Origin of the sequence: Sphingomonas sp. PAMC26645 (genome assembly GCF_004795835.1) — a bacterium.
Lineage (GTDB): Bacteria > Pseudomonadota > Alphaproteobacteria > Sphingomonadales > Sphingomonadaceae > Sphingomonas.
Genome location: NZ_CP039249.1, coordinates 1,719,472 through 1,737,161, shown reverse-complemented (window position 1 = coordinate 1,737,161; position 17,690 = coordinate 1,719,472). Strand labels below are relative to the sequence as shown.

Here is a 17,690-nt window from a genome sequence, read left to right as displayed (position 1 = left end):
GCTGGCAGGCAGTTCCCCAACAAGCTGACGTCGTCGTCAAGAAACATCGAATATCGAAGCTCCACGCCGGTTGCGTAGGTCGCGCGATCAGGGAGATACCGTTCGAGCTCTAGGCACATCAGAAACAGGACGTCCGCGTGTCGCCGCGATTAGGTTCGCAACAATTACGTAAACCTCATTCCGCGAAGCCTCCTGGCTGCGGCATATCGCCGCGGTGAGTAAGACTTTTCAATCACTGGAAACCATCAGCGCGTCGAGCGTCTGTGGCGTGATCGTGCCCGTCACAGCCAGCGACCGCTGCCCTTGGAACTTGCGAAGTGCAGCCCTCAGCCGGGGTCCGACGATCCCGTCGATCGGCCCGACATACAGCTCGCGGGCCAGCAGGGCGATCTGCACCCGCCTCACGATCGAGGCGAACCGCTTCGTGCGTCCCGACAGCGTCTTCGCGGCCGGCTCCACCGCAGCGGCCCGTTCGGTGGGCGAGAACAGCGGCGAAGGCTGAGTTGGCGCAATGGGCTCGGATCGAACTGCAGGAGGCGTGTAGACGGGACGGACGGGAGCAATCGTTTCGCCGTAGTATCCGCCTCCGGTGCTCGACCTATGGCTGGTATGACTGTAGTGCCCGCCGCCGCCGTAGCCAGAGCGGTGGCTGGAGTGGCTGGAGTGGCTGCGATGGTCCGCCAGGACAACGGTGTGATCCTGTCGGAAGACGTCCATCAGCGTGCCATTGTCCTGATCGTCGCGGGGCCCCGTGAGATTGCGGACATACAACGCCTGCGCCGGATCGACGCCACCGAAACCCGCCGCCAGGAGTCCCGAAACAAGGTATTTGATGCGTCTCAAAGCGGTCTCACTCCTGCCTCAGCCTGTTCCGTGGGGTGCCATTCGAAAAAGCCGCTGCATGCGTCGCGCTCGCGGCAGGGCGAGCAGGCATCGGCATAGCGCCTCTTCCAGTCCGAGATGGACGCGCGCGCCAGACCCCGCCATGCGACCGGCACCGTGCAGCGCGGAAAGTTGAAGAGCTGGGCACGGACTCCGCGGAGCATCGCCTGATCGATGGCCTCCCCGATCGGCGCGAAATCGGCGGCATGATCCACGAACAGCGACGCCCAGCGCGTGCGGGCGAAGCCGATGTGCTCCAGCTGCATGATCGACCAGACCTCCACGAAGCGAAGACGTCTTGCGATGTAGCTCGCCAGGATCGGAAGAGCCTGGACGTTGTCGGCAATCAGCACCGTTCGGAGCTCGATCCGAGCCCCTGCTCGAGCAAGCACCGCCATGCTCGTCTCGAGCCGATCGAAGGCACCGTCCTTTCCGACGATGCGGTCGTGCAAAACGGCTTCGGCCGCATAGACCGGTATGCCCCAGGTCACCCGGCCATAGCGGGGATCTCGAAGCCGGACGACGTCCGCGTCGTCGAAGAACTGGCCGTTCGTCAGGACGTGGAACTCTATGTCCGACCGCTCGCCGAGGACGCGCTCCATCATGCCGAGCAGATCCGACTTGTAGAGCGTCGGCTCGCCGCCCGAGACGCCGATCAGACTTCCAGGCTCCGCTAGCAGGCAGGCCTCCTCGAACAGCGCGAACCGGTCGACATGGGTCTTCTTGGGTGGCTGCGAACACATCAGGCACAGCTGGTCGCAGCGCTCGGTCACCAGCAGGGTGTTGTGCGTGGACCCTCGGCGCAGGATGCGTTCGGCCCGTCCGCCCGCAGGGTCGACTATGATGACGTCGCCCTCGAGTTCGGCAGCCGTTGCGCCATCGATCGCGACCAGGCCGTTACGTCCCACATACGTCGCGCCATCGACGTCCTCGCCGATCAGTTCGAAATCGTGAACACCATTCGAGCTGCCAGTGCGGCCGAGTCGCGCCACATAGGGGCGCTCCGCATCCGACATGGCGGGAAGCGTCAGTCTGATCATGACAGGACCTCTCCGAACCTGCCAGGCGTTCCGGTCAGCCGCAGCCAACGCGCGAGGGAATGACGGACGGCGGGTTCATCGGAATAGATAAGCTCGAAGACGAGGTCGAACATCGCGAGGTGCCGGCGACAGAACTCCGTTTCGTGACGCGGCATGTCGATCCGACCGTAGCGCGACAGGTCGTCGATCAGATCCCTTCCGCAGAAAGGCTGATACGCACACCGCTGACATGTCGGATCGAAACGGTTGGTCGCATGAGCGTTCAGCTGGTCCCGCATATCGCCCTGCCAACCCTGGATCACGTCGCCCATCGCGAGATCGATGACACCTGACCGGGTCAACATGCGTGCCTCGTCGGTCGGATAGACATGACCGTCATAGTCCACGACCACGTAGTCGACGCCGACCGGGTTGGGATCCCGAAGGTCGACGTGGCGATCCGCCCCGGGCTGGAAGACGCGGCGGAGGCAGATGCTGAAGTAGGTCTCCTCAAGCACCCGACTCCGATCCGTCCAGTTCCGCTCGATCAGCCGCCGGACGAACGCGGCGTGATAGTCTCGCCATGCCGCATCCAGCTCGCGGACCTCGGCATGTCGCTTGCGGGCGAAGCCCTGATAGTTGATCGGCCTGAGGAAGACGCTGTCGATGCCGTGCGCCACGTAGCTGTCGATCAACGCGTCCATGTCCGGCAGACAGGCGGGATCGACCGTCGGCAGCGCGGACACCTTGGTGGCCCCGTATCGATCAACGACGAACCGCAGGTTCTCGAGGAACGTGTCCGTCGTGGCGGCGTCGCCCGTGCGCTGCCGCGCGTGCGTCGACACGTCGCCATCGAGCGACGTGCTGATGAACACGTCCGGCCGGTCGAACAGCGCGATCACCTCGTCGCCGAGGCGCTGCAAATTGGTGCAGATCACGAACTGGCGCCTGGCGAAGCGTTCGCATCGCTCGATCACCGCGCGGATCAGATCCGGTCGCAGGGTTGGCTCGCCGCCCTGGAACTCTATCTTGACCTGGTCGACCTCCAACGCGTCGATCACCTCAAGGACCGCCGTCAGCGTGCGGTCGCTCCAGTCGAAGCCCGTGCTGCGCTCCGCCACGCGAGAGACCTGGCAATAACTGCAGCTCAGATTGCATCGGAGCGTGGGAACGAGGATCAGATAGTCGAGAGCCCCCGCACCGCCGACCCGGCGCGCAATTGCGTGGCCGTGCGCCACCTGTCCGAGAGCGTCGCCTTCGGCCACGAGCAGGCCTTCTCGGGCAAGCGACTTCCGGTCTTCACGCGTCAGCGCGTCGGTGCCGAGCCGCTCTACGATCGACCGTGGGCCCACCGCGAAGGCGCCGGAATCGCCGACCAGCAGCATCCGACCGGGCGATATGGGGCGCGCCTTGACGGGGAGAAACGTCACGCGATCAAGCTCGAAAGCACGGCTTCACGGCCTTCGGCGTTTTCTGCCAGAAGCCGCTCGTTCGCGAGCGCGCAGGCCCACGCGTCCTCCATCTGACTTCGGCTGAGCAGCGAAGATCGCAGCACCATGACGCCGTCTTCGGCACCATCCGCCGAAATCGAAGGATAAAACGCGATCAACCAATATAATGCCGCCTCGAACGGACCGGCGGCGCCTATCCGCAGCTCTTCGATGTGATCAGTCCCCAAGCAATGCACCCTCCCCCAGAGTGCAAGTGCTGAAGGCTACGCGTGACACAACAGCGACACAAGCGCCGATACATCGATTTCGAGGCGAACAAGCCGGTTGAGCACTTCTGCAGGACCGCTATGTTCGACACCGGAAAAGGGGAACTGCCATGCCGGGGAGAACAACGCCTGCGTCGTCCAAGACGTCGAAAACAGGCGTAGGCTGGCTGATTGCGATTGTCGGCGGACTCTTCCTGATCGGAAACATATCGAAGTGCTCGTCGAGGACTTCGACGCCCAGCGCTGCCGACGTGGCCATCAGCGATTCGCCGATAAAGACGCTCAATTCAGCTGTTGCCGCTCAGACCCCGCCCCCCATAGAGGCCCTGAACGCTGCGGGCGCGTCGATCGGTTTTGCAAACATGCGCAAGGCCGTCTCTGCCGAAGGCCTGTCGGGAGCGATGATCTACAGCCAGAACTGCTACGACGCGCTGTCGCGAGCTTTCAGCTGGCGACGCCTCGACGTCTGTGGGGCTGCTGACCTCAAGGCGATCGCATCCGTGCCGGAGGACGACATCACCGCGATGAGCCGAGAGATCGCCTACTTCCAGAGCGAAGTCGCAGCCGCCAGGTATCTGGGTGCCGTCACTGGAGCGGGCGCTTCGGCGGCGGAAGCAGACGAACGCATCGCGGCGATGCAGGCCAGACTCCCGGCGGCGAAACCAGCCGAGGCAGTCGAGGTCATACCTATCGATCCGGATGTCACGTCGCCTGATCTCGAAACACCCGCGAACGCAGATGCCGTAGAAAGTTTCAATCAATCCCCTCAAGAAACGTAGCGCGCGGTGATCCACGGCGCGATTCCGCTCTGTTCCGTCGCGCCCACAAGGACTTTAACGACGAATCGCTGCTACTCCACACCTAAACTATCTGCATTGATCGGGGCCCGCTCAGAGTAGCGCGAGGCAGGGCCGGCAGACGTCGCGAAGACCGTCACGGGTCGAGATCGTCGAAAACGTCGATGAAGTCGCACGGTGCGATCCGCTACCAGTTCTTGGTCGCCTTCGGACCTGTCGTGGCGATGGCGCTTCGCTTCACGCATCCAAGCTTCTACACCCAGATAGCCACGGCTTTCAAAGCTGCGCTCAATGACGAGAAGCCACCGGATAGTCCCGGGCTACGCGGCCTGTCGATCGAAGACCGAGAACAGTCCAGGCTGCCTAGACAGGCTGATCTCGTCGTTCCAATCGAACTTCCTGACCGACCGACGCAGAGCGCCGGTCGGTGCGGCTATCATGACGTCCTTCGCCTCGCGGAGCTGCACCAATGCCGCGTCGACGATGCTGGCTATCACAGGCGCCTCGTTGCAGTGCGACGCGAAGAGCGCCTTCTTGGTCAACGGCCCTGCGCCGGCAAGCGCGCGAGCATGAAGCATCCTGGCGAGCTGATCGACCACCGCCACCTCGGATCTGGTCCGAGCATTGTCGTTAAATCCGAAATCCAGCATGTCCTCGCGGACGTCCTGGTCAGGTTGGAACCCTAGCGAATTGAACCCGGCTCGCCCGAAATGCTCGAACGTGTTCTCCATCGACCAGTGGATCTTGCCCATCTCCTCGCGTGCCTGGTGATGCTTCGACAGATGCAGCAGCCAGTAGTCCCGGTTCGATCCGCCGTCCGGATGGATGAAGAAGGGCGTGTAGTAGTCCGCGCCGGTATTGCGTTGGATGTGCTCGTAAAGCGTGTTTTGGATGAGCCTCTTCCAACCACGCATCTCCTTCATCTGAAGCATGTCTCGGACGTCATCGCGGTCCAAATCGATGGCGGCGAGCCCGGCAGTGCCTATCATCCGGTCGTTGAGCAGGTTCACGAGATTGTCGACCATGAAGGTCAGGACGACTTCCGGGTTCAGAAGCGCGCCCATGATGCCGCGGATCGTCGCGAACGTGACCGCGCTCCAACCGTATTGATCTAGGAAGAACAGCGACCGGTGTGCGGTTCCCTTCTTCCGGATGCGTTCGATCACTTCGCCGGCGACATCCTCGAACTTTGACGGCACGATGTGGATGTCGCGCCCGATACGCGCGCCATGCCCTTCCCGCTCCAGCAGATCCCTCAGGAAGTCGACGTGGTTGCTATTGGCGTCTACGAATACGAAGTCGGCCTTGATCTCGACGCCCCTCGCCCGTGCCGCCGCGACCTCGAGCTGCGCCCGCTCGACGGATGCAAGCATCCGCAAAGGAGATCCATCCACTTCCGATCCATCTAGCAGATACCGACCGCCGCCGCAGAAGCCGTCAACGATCGTCAGATTGAGTTCCCGGACGCGGTGGCTCTTCGTCAACGTTTGAATGTAGGCGCCGACATATCGGTCAAAGATCTCGTGCTTGGCAACGCTATGTCGCCCCAGCTCAGGGAGAGCGCCACCTACGATCCAATCATATCCCAGACTTGCCGCCATCGAGATTCACCTCTCCGACGTCCAGTCGTCGCGAACCAAGCTTATGGGTGCTTTGTTCGACTTCTGTCCAGCCCCCGGCCCTTCACGCTTCTCGCTTTCGCCACGATCGAAGCGCATTGTCGTTGCGCCTTGAGTCGCGATATGGCAGATTCACGGTTCGTTCCGGAGATGCGTGACTATGGCCGACGGCAGTGCAATCGAATGGACCGACGCAACGTGGAACCCGGTGACGGGCTGCACGAAGATCACGGCTGGCTGCGACAATTGCTATGCGGCTCGCTTCTCGGAGCGCTGGCGCGGCATACCCGGACATCCTTTCGAGAACGGCTTCGATCTGACGTTGCGGCCTGAGCGCATCGAGCAACCGCTCGCGTGGAAGCGGTCGAGGATGATCTTCGTCAACTCGATGAGCGACCTGTTCCACAAGGATGTCCCTCGGGAGTTCATCGATCGCGTGTTCGACACCATGGAGAAGGCCGACTGGCACGTGTTCCAGGTGCTCACGAAGCGGAGCTCGCTAATGCGGGACTACCTCAAGCGTCGTTACCGCAATGCGACGCCGCCGGACCACATGTGGTTCGGCGTCTCCGTTGAAGACAGCCGTTCCAGCGCACGCGTAACGCACCTCCGTCAGGCACCCGCCGCCGTCCGCTTCCTTTCAGTGGAACCGCTCATCGGTGCCGTCGGCGAGATCGACCTGTCGGGCATCCACTGGGTGATCGCTGGTGGCGAGAGCGGGCCCGGTGCCAGACCCATGGCGATCGAATGGGCTCGCGAGATCCGCGACCAGTGCGCGCAGCAAGGCGTGGCGTTCTTCTTCAAGCAATGGGGTGGCATCAGGCCAAAGACGGGCGGGCGGGACCTGGACGGGCGAGAATGGAACGAGCTGCCCGTTCCGGTGGCGTCCCGAGCAGCCTGATGCGACCGGACATCGCGAACTACGGCGGCCGCGAGCAGGCCTACGTCAAGCACCACTTCCTCGCGGACTACGTTGAGAAGCTCGTGTTCAAGGTCGCGAGCCATCGCGACGTAGTCTACGTCGACGGGTTCTCAGGGCCCTGGAAGGATCAGGGCGAGAATTTCGAGGACACCTCGTTCGGCATCGCTCTCGAAGCTCTTCGTCGTGCGAAGCAGGCCTGGGCCCGGCTCGGTCGTGGCGACCGGAAGATGACCGCCCTACTGGTCGAGAAAGACCCGCAAGCCTACGAACGCCTCCAGGAGATCATCCCTCGATACCCAGACATTACGATCACAACCTTCAACGATGACTTCGTGAAGGTCGTGCCGGATCTGCTCGCGGCGATACCCGACGACGCGTTCTCCTTCGTTCTAATGGATCCCAAAGGGTGGAAGATCGACATGCACGCGGTTGCGCCGCTGCTTAGTCGATCGAACTGCGAAGTCGTATTCAACTTCATGTTCACGATGATCAACTGGTCGGCCTCAATGCCGAACGCCGCCATCCAAGCCGGCCTTGAGGCCTTAATGCCAGCGACCGCTTGGAAGGCGAAACTCGACGACCTTGAGGTCGTGGCCGGCGAGACAGTCGCAGAAGCCCGCAAGCGGGTGCTCGTGTCGGCGATCAGTTCCGTCGTCGAACGCCTAGGCGGATACCCCTTCGTGATGGAGACCCCGGTCCTCTTCCCGACCAAGGACCGAACCTTCTATTCGCTGATCTACGCGACGCGCAGCACCAAGGGCATCGAAGTGTTCCGAGACTGCCAGCACGCCACTCTGAAGGCGCAGGATCAGGTGCGTGCCGATCTGCAGACGGCCAAGCGAGACGACCTGTTCGGCACCGCCGACATGTTCGGCAGCCCCATGACCGGAAACGAGTTCGCTGGGCGATGGATGGCGGAACAGGAAGCTTTGGCACGAGAGGCTCTGTTGAACAGGGTGCCGATAGGTCCGCAGTCGATCGCCTACGGTGCTCTATGGCCACCGATTCTAGCCCAGTATGGCGTCCGAAAGACGCGGCTCGGGCGCATCGCGGCCGAATTGAAAGACCGAGGAGACATACGCTTTCTTGACTGGGGACATCGCAAACAGGTCCCGGACGATGGGTATCGGGTCACGCGCTGACGCGAGCGCGCCGCCGCGTTCTCAAGCCTACGAACAGATAAAGACATTCGCTAACGCGACCTTAGCATGCGCCCTGCAATGAAATTGCCGATATGCTCGGCAAAGCTCCACATCCATACCCGGACGAACATCTGGGAAGCTATCTCCGGCGGCTCGTCACCCTAAACGGGTTGATCACGATCGGTCAGCTCCAGACCTTGATGGGAACCGGCAAGGTCTTCACCCCGCGCAGCGACAACGGGGTTTGGAATAGATTCGCCGAGGTCACTGGCCTGCCGGACACGGTGCTGGCGCCGATGAGGTGGGACCTGCACGGCGAAGGCGACGATCGGTGGGTCGTCATGTCGGGCGCTCGAGTTCGCGCCACCTACCTGAACTGGTCGTTCCTGAGGATCTGTCCGGCCTGCCTGGCGGAACATGGCTACTCGCGTCAGAGCTGGTCCTTGCAACCCGTGACGGCTTGCGCCGAGCACGGCGTGCGGCTGAGCGATTGCTGCCCGTGCGGGAACCCGATCTCGACGGGCGCCACCAACTTCGTGTGGAACTGCCCGAAATGCGGCACGCATCTCGCGGACGCGCCTCGCACTCCCGCCAGCATCGAGGAAACGAACATGGCGGCGGCGTTTGCCCCTACCCCCGCCCAAGCCGCATATGGCTTTTCGCCCTTTCCCCAGGCTTTCATGTCGCTGGACCTGAGCGACAGGATCTCAGTCGTGGAGCGCCTGGGCAATATACACCGCCTAGCCCTCGTTTCAGAAGCAGCGCCTCCGATCAGGCCCGACAGGATCGCTAAAGTCGATCAGATATCGAAGCGCCGCCGACTTGACGACGCGAGGCCCATCACGATCGGGGCGCATCGACTGCTGAAGCGGTGGCCGGAAGCGTATATCGAGCTGCTGTTTCTGATTTCAGACAGGCACGGTCCGCCCATGCCCGGCGACCGGTTGATCAGCCGATTCGGAACGCCCGCTGGCGTCCTCGCGATGTCGAAGCTGCTGGGTCTCGACGGAACGCCCATAGGATTCGTCGACCAGCCCACTTCAAACTTCATGGTTCAGATAGGGGGATCAACGACGCGGCGAAACCGCACGCTCGGAGCGCAGGCCACACTGGCTAGACATGCTCCCAAGGCGAGTGGGATGAGCAGCATTGCCGCAGACGAGGCCATTTCCACCGGGCAGGCCGTGGCGCTGCTTCAAGGCACCGCCGCCAAGGTAAACTCGCAACGGATCCGACCTTGGGTGAAAACGGGCCTCCTGCCTGTCCATAAGCTGGCAGATGATATCCTGGTGGTGCGACGCGCGGACGTTGCTGACGTTGTCCGCAGGATCGAGGCGCTAAGGGCTGAAAACGATCACGACGACTGGTTGGAGATCGCGGAAACGTTACGTCTCGTCCGTCCGCCGTATAGACCCGAAGACCTAGTGCTCGATCTTTTGTGTGGCGACGTGACCGCGACTAGGATGCACCCCACCCGTTCAGGTCTGGCCTCGCTCGGGGTATCACGCTCCAGCCTGCAGCGACGACGACGCGTGGCGATCGTCGCTGGGTGGCTGATGGGAGACGAATACCAACCCATAAAAAGGCTTTCGGACGAGATCGAGGCTATTTGGGGCAAGTATCTTCGGCTCGGCGTCGCGCAGGCCGACGCGATGGTCGACAAGGCTCTATGGCACAGAAGAATCGTCATGTGGACCGGCCCGAAATACGATATGCCCCAGAAGCATTACCGAGTGCGCGACGTCATTGAATGGGTGCAACAACAGGAAAGCGATCAAATTTTCCGTATCTCGCCTGAAGTGACGATCAAGGAAGCTGGATGGCGCAACGCCCTCGCGACGCCCACCACCCCCAACCAAAATGACAGCTTTTGGCCCGATTTTTCTATGTAATCACAGCTTATGCCGGATGCGGTTGACAGGTCGATGTGTGCGTAGGCAGTTTGGTAAGAGGGCGACGCTCAATATAGTTCACAGCTTATGCCCCGAGTTACAATGTCGCCGCCACCTGCATGGCATTGATCCTTAGCGCTCGAGTTCGAACCCCAGCATCCCCGACATGAAAAATCCTCCGCGCCATGGGGCACGGAGGATCTTCATTCGACACCGTTGGCTCGCGTCGACCGACACGAGCCAGCGTTGGATCAGAACCGGACGGTCGCACCCACGGCCAGGTTGCGGCCCAGCGAGTCGTAGCGCTGCGGGATCGTGTTCGTGCGCGCGAGGGCGACGTTGTACGAGTCCGGAACGATCGGCGCGCTCTTGTCGAGCAGGTTGTTCGCGATCAGGCGCAGCGAGAACTGCTTGTCGATCGCGAAGTTGAGCGCGAGGTCGAAATAGCTCTTCGGCGAAACGCGGTAGTAGCTGGTCCGCGCGCGGGCGTCCGTGCCACCGATCGCGGGATCACCCGAATTGTCCGCGTTGGTCAGCGAACCGACATAGCGCCAGTTGAACGAGGCGCTGAAGCCGCGGTCGAGCGTGGTGTAGGTTGCGCGCAGGCCGTGCGACCATTTCGGGATCAGCTGGCCGCAGCCGTTGCCGTAATAGCCTGCGCAGTTGCGCTCCGGCTGGACCGGCGAGTCCTGGCCGCCCGCGAACGTCGTCAGCGACCCGTTGAAGTTCCAGTCGATCTTGCCGGCGCTGGCGAGGTCGAGCGTATACTGTGCCTGGAAATCATAGCCGCGTGCGATCGACGTGTAATAGTTCGTCGTGCCCTGGCGAATGAAACCAGTCGATGGGTTGCTCCCGGCCGTCGAATACAGGGTACCGGTACCCGGATTGCGGACGATGCCCTGACAGAAGAACGCATCGCCGTTCGAACGCTGGCAGCCATCGGTGTAATAGCTGTAGTCGTTATACCCGAGCGAGTCGTTGATCTTGATCTTGTAGCGATCGACCGAGAACACCAGCCCACGCACGAACCGTGGCTTCACGATCAGGCCATAGGTCTGCGTGTAGGCGGTTTCCGGATCGGCTGTGTAGCCGCCCGAGCGTACCGTGCATGCCGCCGAGCCGTTCGGGGTGGTGCCGTTGCTGCACAGCAGAGTCTGGCTGCCGTAGAGCGCATCGGACAGGCCGGTTGCCCGACAGACATCACGCGAAGCGGTTGGTGCACCGTATTGGATCGTACCATTCGCATTTTTGACGGCAGTACCGTCGGCGTTCCGGACGACCGTCGGTGCGCAGAAATCGTTGAACGTGCCTGCGCCGCCCGACGCGAAATCGACGTTGGTCGCCTGGCGGATTTCGGTGACAGTCGGTGCGCGCTGCGCCTTGTTGAACGAGGCGCGGAACGTCAGATCGCTGACGGGGGCGTAGATGCCCTCGACCTTCCACGTGTTGAACGTGCTCGGATTGCTGCTGTACTTCGACACGCGGTAGCCGCCGTTCACCTGCAACAGGTCGGCGAAGCGCTTGTGCTCGACCAGTGGCGCCTGGACCTCGATATTGGCCTCCCAGACGTCCTGCTTCAGGTAGCTGTCGGTGCCGCCAAGACCTGCGCGATACACGCTGTCGGCAGTCGATTTGAGCGTATCCTTGCGATATTCCGTGCCCAGCGCGATCGCGACGCCCTGCTCCGCGAACGGCGAGGTGATGCCGTATTTGCCGAGATCGCCGGTAACGTTGGCCTGTACGTCGTACAGCGTGCCGGTAGTCGCAGACGTGCCCTGGTTGTAGAGATAATCGATCAGCGCAGGGTTGGTGTTGCCGGCGCTGAAGATATCGAAGGGAACGCAGGCGGCATCCGTCGTGGTGGCGCAGGTCGGGGCTGCGCGCGTGCCACCGACGTTGATCGAGTTCTGCAGGTTGGCCGAGTTGACGAAGCTTGGTGAGTAATCCTGATGGTTGCGGGCGTAGACGCCGCCGACATCATAGGTCCACGCGCTGCCGACCTTCCCGCGAACGCCGCCGGTCAGGCGAACGCCGGTGTTCAGATAGGCGTCGGGCTGGTCGTTGCCCTCGCCGAGACGATAGCGCAGGTCGATCGGAACGGACGTCCCCGTGCCTGCATTAGTACCGCAAAGCGCGGCAGCCTGACCGCCCGAAAGGAACGGGTTGTTGCAGCTGACCTGAACCTTCCCGCCCGCGATCGCCGGATAGTTGTTGTACGACTTGTCGCGGAACCAGATGCCCGATGCGTACAGTTCGGCGTCTGGTGCGATGTCCAGGCTGACGAAGCCGCCTGCGTTCACGCGCTCCGACGGACGCTGATAGGCGTAGTTGCTGAAGTAGTTCGACGCATTGCCTACGCCTTGACCGTAAGGCACGAAGGCCCGCGTTCCGTTCGGATTATTGACGTACTGTGGCCCGAGCTGATTGCCCTTCGCGTCCAATGGCGAAATGAGGCCGCTCGTCGAGCTGCTCGGCGTCAGGCCGCACGACAGCGGCGCGTTCAGGCTGGTCTGCGTCAGGTAGCAGCCCGAGTTCGAGCGCGCCGACAACAACACTTCGTCGGTATGCTTGTAGTTGACGAAGCCGTTGATCCGCAGCGCGCCGTCGAACAGCTTCTTGCCCGCGGTCAGCGTGACGTCGGCACGACCGCCATCGTTGGTCAGGCCGCGCGGGCTGCTGAAGCCCGACGAACGCGCCAGCGACGACACGACCGTGTCCTTGTTGTTGTGGTTGTAGAAATTATAGTTGCCGTCGAGCTGGATGCCTTCGAAATCCTTCTTCAGGACGAAGTTGACGACGCCCGCGACCGCGTCCGACCCGTAGACCGACGATGCACCGCCGGTCAGCACGTCGACCCGCTCGAGCAGCGACGGCGGGATGATGCCGACGTCCTGGCCGTTCTGCGTGCCGAGGCGCTTGCCGTCGATCAGGACCAGCGTCCGCTCGAACCCGAGGCTGCGCAGCTTGATGCGCTGGCGACCGTCGGAGTCGTTATAGGTCTGCTGGCTGTCCGGCGCGATCTGCGGCAGGCGGTTCAGCACGTCCTCGACGTTGACCGCCGCCTGTGCGCGGATGTCCTGCGCGGTGACCGAGGTGATCGGGGCCGCCGACGTCATGTTCGGACGCTGGATGCGCGATCCCGTAACGACGATCGTGTCGTCCTTCGGCGCGTCGCGATCGACGGCAGTGGTTGCGGTGGTGGCATCCGCCTCGACCTTGGCTTCGGCGGGCGTGCTCGCGGCAGCCTGGGCGGGCGTCACGGCCTGCGCGGGCACATCCTGTGCAAAGGCCGTGGTAGCGGAAAACACGAGAGATCCGACGAGCGCGATCCGCGAAACAGAATGGCCGAAGTTCATACCTACCCCTAAAAAAGCCCGGTTGCGTGATAGCGCTATACCGGTTGCCCGTACTGGTTTGGTCAAAACACGTCGCCAGTCAATGCCGAAGCAATACCGGTCTAGAACATTTGCGTTGGAATGTTGCAAATCGGCGTCACTACTGGCGGTCGCCATCTCCTTGCGATAGCGTGCACACAAGAACGCAAGGGGGATCTGATGGAGAACACGCGACGGTCGTTGCTCGCCGGCTTGGGCGGCCTGGGCATGATACCATTCGTAGCGACTCGGGCGGCTGCCCGATCAGGTGCCGCGGCTGACGCTTCGGCGACCGGCGCGATGGTCCTGTCGACCTGGGACTTCGGCGCCGCCGCCAACGCGGTGGCCTTTGCGCAACTCGCAAAGGGCGGCTCCCTGATCGACGCGGTCGAGGCCGGCGCGATGGTACCCGAAGCCGACCCGACCAATCATAGCGTCGGCTATTCCGGCTATCCCGATCGCGACGGCCACGTCACTCTGGACGCGGTCATCATGGACGATGTCGGCGGCGTCGGGGCCGTCGCCGCGCTGGAGAACACGGTGCATGCGATCTCCGTCGCGCGCCGCGTCATGGAGCGGACGCCGCATACCTTCCTCGTCGGCGAGGGCGCGACACGGTTCGCGCGCGACCAGGGGTTTCCGCAACAGTCGCTGCTCACCCCGGAATCGGAAAAGGCATGGCGCGACTGGCTCAAGACCGCAAAATATCAGCCCGAAGCCAATAGCGAGAACCGCATCACCCGCACGCCCGGCGGCGCGCTCGACCATGACACGATCGGCCTGCTCGCGCGGACGGCCGACGGGCGAATGGCGGGCGCCTGCACGACCTCCGGCATGGCGTTCAAGATGCGCGGCCGGGTCGGCGATTCGCCGCAGGTCGGGTCGGGGCTGTACGTCGAGGCAGGCGTCGGTGGTGCCACTTCGACCGGGCTTGGCGAAGAAGTGACTCGCGTCGCAGGCTCGGCCCGCGTCGTCGCGTCGATGCGTGGCGGGTCGACGCCGCAACAGGCATGCGAAGAGGTCGTCCGGCATATCGCCAAGCTGCGCGGCGATGCGATCCGCGGCATCCAGGTCGGCTTCCTCGCGCTCGACACGAAGGGCAATGTCGGCGCGTTCTGCCTGTTGCCGGGCTTTACCTATGCGGTCACCGACGCGCGCGGCAAGACGACGGTGCTGAAGGCGCGGTCGCTGTTCCAGGCGTGAGCGTACCGGAAGACATGGTACGTCGTACGCGACCGATGCTCGAAGTCTGCGTCGAGGATCTGCACGGTATCGACGCGGCCATCGCTGGCGGGGCGGATCGCATCGAACTGTGCGCGGCGCTCGGCGTCGGCGGACTGACGCCGCCTGCGTCGCTGATTCGGGCAGCGGCGGCGTCGTCGCAGGCCTCCGGCGTACCCGTCCACCTCCTGGCCCGGCCACGCGAAGGCGGCTTCGTCTATACGCCGCGTGAGCAGGCGCTGATCGCCGACGACATTCGCACGGCAGCCGAAGCCGGATTGGCGGGAATCGTCATCGGCGCGCTCGACGCCGACCACCGGCTCGACGTGCCCGCCCTCGCCGCTTGGGTCGCACACGCCAAGTCGTTGGGCGATGCTCGCGGACGCCCACTCTCGCTGACGCTGCACCGCGCCTTCGATCTGTGCCGCGACATGCCCGAAGCGCTCGAGTCCGCCGTCACGCTTGGCTTCGACCGAATCCTGACCTCGGGCGGCGCCCCCAAGGCGATCGACGGCGTCGCGATGCTGGCGGCACTGCACCAGCAAGCCGCAGGACGGATCATTGTGCTAGCGGGAAGCGGGGTCTCGCCGGAGACCTTGCCCACGATCCTCGCAACCGGTGTCCGCGAAGTCCACGCCTCGTGTCGCGCGCCCATGACGACCGCCGCCGATCCCGCCGAACTACGCTTCGGCTTCGCCTCGCCGGCGCGCGCAGCCACGAACCGCGACGCGGTAGAGCGACTGGCGAACATGGTGGCCGGACATCCGACGCTTGAATAATACCAATCCATAACTTACTCAAACCGGTCTGGGTCGGGGGGCCTCTCGCTCCTCGCAGAACGCCAATCGAAGCGAGCCGCCATGCACGACGCCACCCCGCCTCCGCTAACACCGCCGCCGATCGCGGAAACGGCAACGCTGATGTTCCGCGAGGCTGCGGAATCGTCCGAGGCCGTCGCGCGGATGCTCGCGACCAACGCCGCGGCGTTCGCGGCGCTCGGTGCGCGTCTTCGTAGCGCCCCGCCCGCGGTCGTCGTGACCTGCGCGCGCGGCTCTTCGGATCACTCGGCGGTTTACGGCAAGTATCTGATCTGGACGAAGACCGGCATCCCGGTCGCCGCCGCGGCGCCGTCGGTCGTGTCGATCTACGACGCACCGCTCGGCGCGCGGAACACGCTGTGCATCGCGGTATCGCAGAGCGGTCGCAGCCCCGACCTGCTCGCCGCAGTCGCCGCGCAGAAAGCCGCCGGCGCGCATGTCGTCGCGTTCGTCAACGACGAGACCTCGCCACTCGCCGAAACCGCCGACACGCTGATCCCGCTGTGCGCCGGACCGGAAAAGTCGGTCGCGGCGACCAAATCCTATATCTGCTCGCTCGCCGCCTTCGCCGCTTTGACCGCGGAATGGGCCGACGACGACGCATTGCGTAGCGCGGTCACGGCCCTTCCCGCCGACCTCGCACGCGCCTGGGCGCTCGACTGGTCGGCCGCCGTCGCACCGCTGCGCACCGCGACCAATCTGTTCGTGATCGCGCGCGGCATGGGCTTCGGCATCGCCAACGAGGCGGCGCTGAAGATGAAGGAAACCTGCGCGCTGCATGCCGAATCGTTCAGCTCGGCCGAGGTCCGCCACGGCCCGATGCAGCTGGTCGAGGACGGCTTCCCGTTGCTGGCGCTCGCGACCTCCGATGCAGCCGGCGACGGCGTGCGCGATGCGGCGCGCGAGTTCGCCGAGCGTGGCGCAGGCGTGTTGCTCGCCGATGCGGGGCTCGACGGCAGCAGCGACGACGGCGTCCTGCCCGCCTTGAAAGCGCATCCGGCGATCGAGCCGATCCTGATGATCCAGAGCTTCTATCGCATGGTCAACGCCCTCTCGCTCGCGCGCGGGTTCAACCCCGACGCTCCGTCGCATCTCAGCAAGGTGACGCGCACGTTATGACGATCTTCCGGTTTTCGAATGGCCATGTGGTCACCCCAGCGGGCGTCCTGAACGACGCGACGATCGTCGTCGAGGACGGGCGGATCGCCCGGATCGACGACGCAACCACCGATCTAACTGCCGAGCACGCGATCGATCTCGATGGCGGCTGGCTGATGCCGGGCTTCGTCGATACGCAGGTCAACGGCGGCGGCGGCGTGCTGTTCAACGACACGCCCACGGTCGAGGGCATCGCCGCGATCGGCGCGGCGCACCGGCCGTTCGGCACCACCGCGTTTCTGCCGACGCTGATCAGCGACACGCCCGACGTGATCGCGCTCGCACTCGAGGCCGTCGACGCGGCGATCCTCGCGGGTGTCCCCGGCGTGCTGGGCATCCATATCGAGGGGCCCGTGATCAGCCCGGCACGCAAGGGCATCCACGACCCGACGCGCTTCCAGGATCTCGACGACGACCTGCTCGCGCTGCTGACCCGCCCCCGCCTCGGCCGGGTCATGGTGACGCTCGCCCCCGAGCGCGTGACCGCGGCACAGATCGCGACGCTGACCGCCGCGGGCGTGCTCATCAGCATCGGCCATAGCGATGCGGATCACGCCACCGCGAGCGCCGGCATGGCCGCCGGGATCACCGGCGTGACGCACCTGTTCAACGCGATGTCGCCGCTGGTTCACCGCGCACCGGGCGTGGTCGGCGCGGTTCTCGACGACCAGGCGGTGTATTGCGGGATCATCGTCGACGGCTTCCATGTCGACGATGCGGTGCTGCGGATCGCGTTGCGCGCACGGCCGCACGACCGTTTCATGCTGGTATCCGACGCGATGCCCTGCGTCGGCGCGGCCGAGAAGTCGTTCGTGCTGCAGGGCCGCGAGATTCATGTCGAAGGCGGCCGCTGTGTGGGTGCCGACGGCACGCTGGCGGGCTCCGATCTCGACATGGCCGGTGCGGTCCGCAACACGGTAGACCGGCTCGGCGTTGCCCCCGAGGTCGCCGCGGCGATGGCGGCGACCTATCCGGCGGCGTTCCTGCGGCTGTCGCAGGAGCGCGGCACGTTGCAGGTCGGCCGTACCGCCGATTGGGTCATGCTCACCCGCGACCTGCATCCGGTCGGCACATGGATCGGCGGGGCGAGCGCGGCCTGACCGCCTCCACCCTGCTTTTGCGCCCTTCC

The 17,690-nt window shown here is 64.0% G+C and carries 14 protein-coding genes; 8 read left to right on the top strand and 6 right to left on the bottom strand.

The window, feature by feature from the left end:
* Positions 1–228: 228 nt before the first annotated feature.
* The 4 genes from E5673_RS08080 to E5673_RS08065 are packed head-to-tail and all read right to left on the bottom strand — an operon-like array spanning position 229 to position 3,579.
* A complete protein-coding gene (locus tag E5673_RS08080; protein ID WP_136189587.1) occupies positions 229–843 on the bottom strand; it encodes a peptidoglycan-binding protein in 615 nt (204 codons plus the stop codon).
* Positions 840–1,922: a His-Xaa-Ser system radical SAM maturase HxsC gene (hxsC, locus tag E5673_RS08075; RefSeq protein WP_136189586.1), complete on the bottom strand. Its 1,083-nt coding sequence runs from the start codon at positions 1,920–1,922 to the stop codon at positions 840–842. Before hxsC ends, E5673_RS08080 begins: the two co-directional genes overlap by 4 nt.
* Positions 1,919–3,331: a His-Xaa-Ser system radical SAM maturase HxsB gene (gene hxsB / locus E5673_RS08070; protein ID WP_136189585.1), complete on the bottom strand. Its 1,413-nt coding sequence runs from the start codon at positions 3,329–3,331 to the stop codon at positions 1,919–1,921. Before hxsB ends, hxsC begins: the two co-directional genes overlap by 4 nt.
* On the bottom strand, positions 3,328–3,579 hold the full coding sequence (locus E5673_RS08065) for a hypothetical protein (RefSeq protein WP_168711586.1): 252 nt from the start codon (positions 3,577–3,579) through the stop codon (positions 3,328–3,330). The genes hxsB and E5673_RS08065 overlap by 4 nt, the downstream gene beginning before the upstream one ends.
* Before the next feature lie 290 nt (positions 3,580–3,869).
* Between E5673_RS08065 and E5673_RS08060 the strand changes: the two genes are divergently transcribed.
* Complete coding sequence (locus tag E5673_RS08060) at positions 3,870–4,397, top strand: hypothetical protein (protein ID WP_136189583.1); 528 nt, start codon at positions 3,870–3,872, stop codon at positions 4,395–4,397.
* Positions 4,398–4,735: 338 nt separating this feature from the next.
* On the opposite strand, the gene E5673_RS08055 is transcribed toward E5673_RS08060, so the two are convergent.
* Positions 4,736–6,016 (bottom strand): three-Cys-motif partner protein TcmP, encoded by a 1,281-nt coding sequence (locus E5673_RS08055; RefSeq protein WP_136189582.1) that lies wholly within the window; start codon positions 6,014–6,016, stop codon positions 4,736–4,738.
* Between the two features lie 178 nt (positions 6,017–6,194).
* On the opposite strand from E5673_RS08055, the gene E5673_RS08050 reads away from it, so the two are divergent.
* The 3 genes from E5673_RS08050 (at position 6,195) to E5673_RS08040 (ending at position 9,990) form a co-directional block, all read left to right on the top strand.
* Positions 6,195–6,935, top strand: coding sequence for a phage Gp37/Gp68 family protein (locus E5673_RS08050; RefSeq protein WP_136189581.1), 741 nt, complete (start codon positions 6,195–6,197; stop codon positions 6,933–6,935).
* Complete coding sequence (tcmP, locus tag E5673_RS08045) at positions 6,935–8,098, top strand: three-Cys-motif partner protein TcmP (protein WP_168711585.1); 1,164 nt, start codon at positions 6,935–6,937, stop codon at positions 8,096–8,098. Before E5673_RS08050 ends, tcmP begins: the two co-directional genes overlap by 1 nt.
* Positions 8,099–8,190: 92 nt before the next feature.
* A complete protein-coding gene (locus E5673_RS08040; protein WP_136189579.1) occupies positions 8,191–9,990 on the top strand; it encodes a TniQ family protein in 1,800 nt (599 codons plus the stop codon).
* A gap of 251 nt (positions 9,991–10,241) precedes the next feature.
* Here E5673_RS08040 and E5673_RS08035 read toward each other — a convergent pair whose 3' ends face one another.
* Positions 10,242–13,346 (bottom strand): TonB-dependent receptor, encoded by a 3,105-nt coding sequence (locus E5673_RS08035; protein WP_136189578.1) that lies wholly within the window; start codon positions 13,344–13,346, stop codon positions 10,242–10,244.
* A gap of 246 nt (positions 13,347–13,592) precedes the next feature.
* On the opposite strand from E5673_RS08035, the gene E5673_RS08030 reads away from it, so the two are divergent.
* The 4 genes from E5673_RS08030 (at position 13,593) to nagA (ending at position 17,661) form a co-directional block, all read left to right on the top strand.
* Positions 13,593–14,567: a N(4)-(beta-N-acetylglucosaminyl)-L-asparaginase gene (locus E5673_RS08030; RefSeq protein WP_210731854.1), complete on the top strand. Its 975-nt coding sequence runs from the start codon at positions 13,593–13,595 to the stop codon at positions 14,565–14,567.
* A complete protein-coding gene (locus E5673_RS08025; protein ID WP_247599629.1) occupies positions 14,564–15,364 on the top strand; it encodes a copper homeostasis protein CutC in 801 nt (266 codons plus the stop codon). The genes E5673_RS08030 and E5673_RS08025 overlap by 4 nt, the downstream gene beginning before the upstream one ends.
* Before the next feature lie 81 nt (positions 15,365–15,445).
* Positions 15,446–16,522: an SIS domain-containing protein gene (locus tag E5673_RS08020; protein ID WP_136189575.1), complete on the top strand. Its 1,077-nt coding sequence runs from the start codon at positions 15,446–15,448 to the stop codon at positions 16,520–16,522.
* On the top strand, positions 16,519–17,661 hold the full coding sequence (gene nagA / locus E5673_RS08015) for an N-acetylglucosamine-6-phosphate deacetylase (protein WP_136189574.1): 1,143 nt from the start codon (positions 16,519–16,521) through the stop codon (positions 17,659–17,661). Before E5673_RS08020 ends, nagA begins: the two co-directional genes overlap by 4 nt.
* The last annotated feature ends 29 nt before the right edge of the window (positions 17,662–17,690 follow it).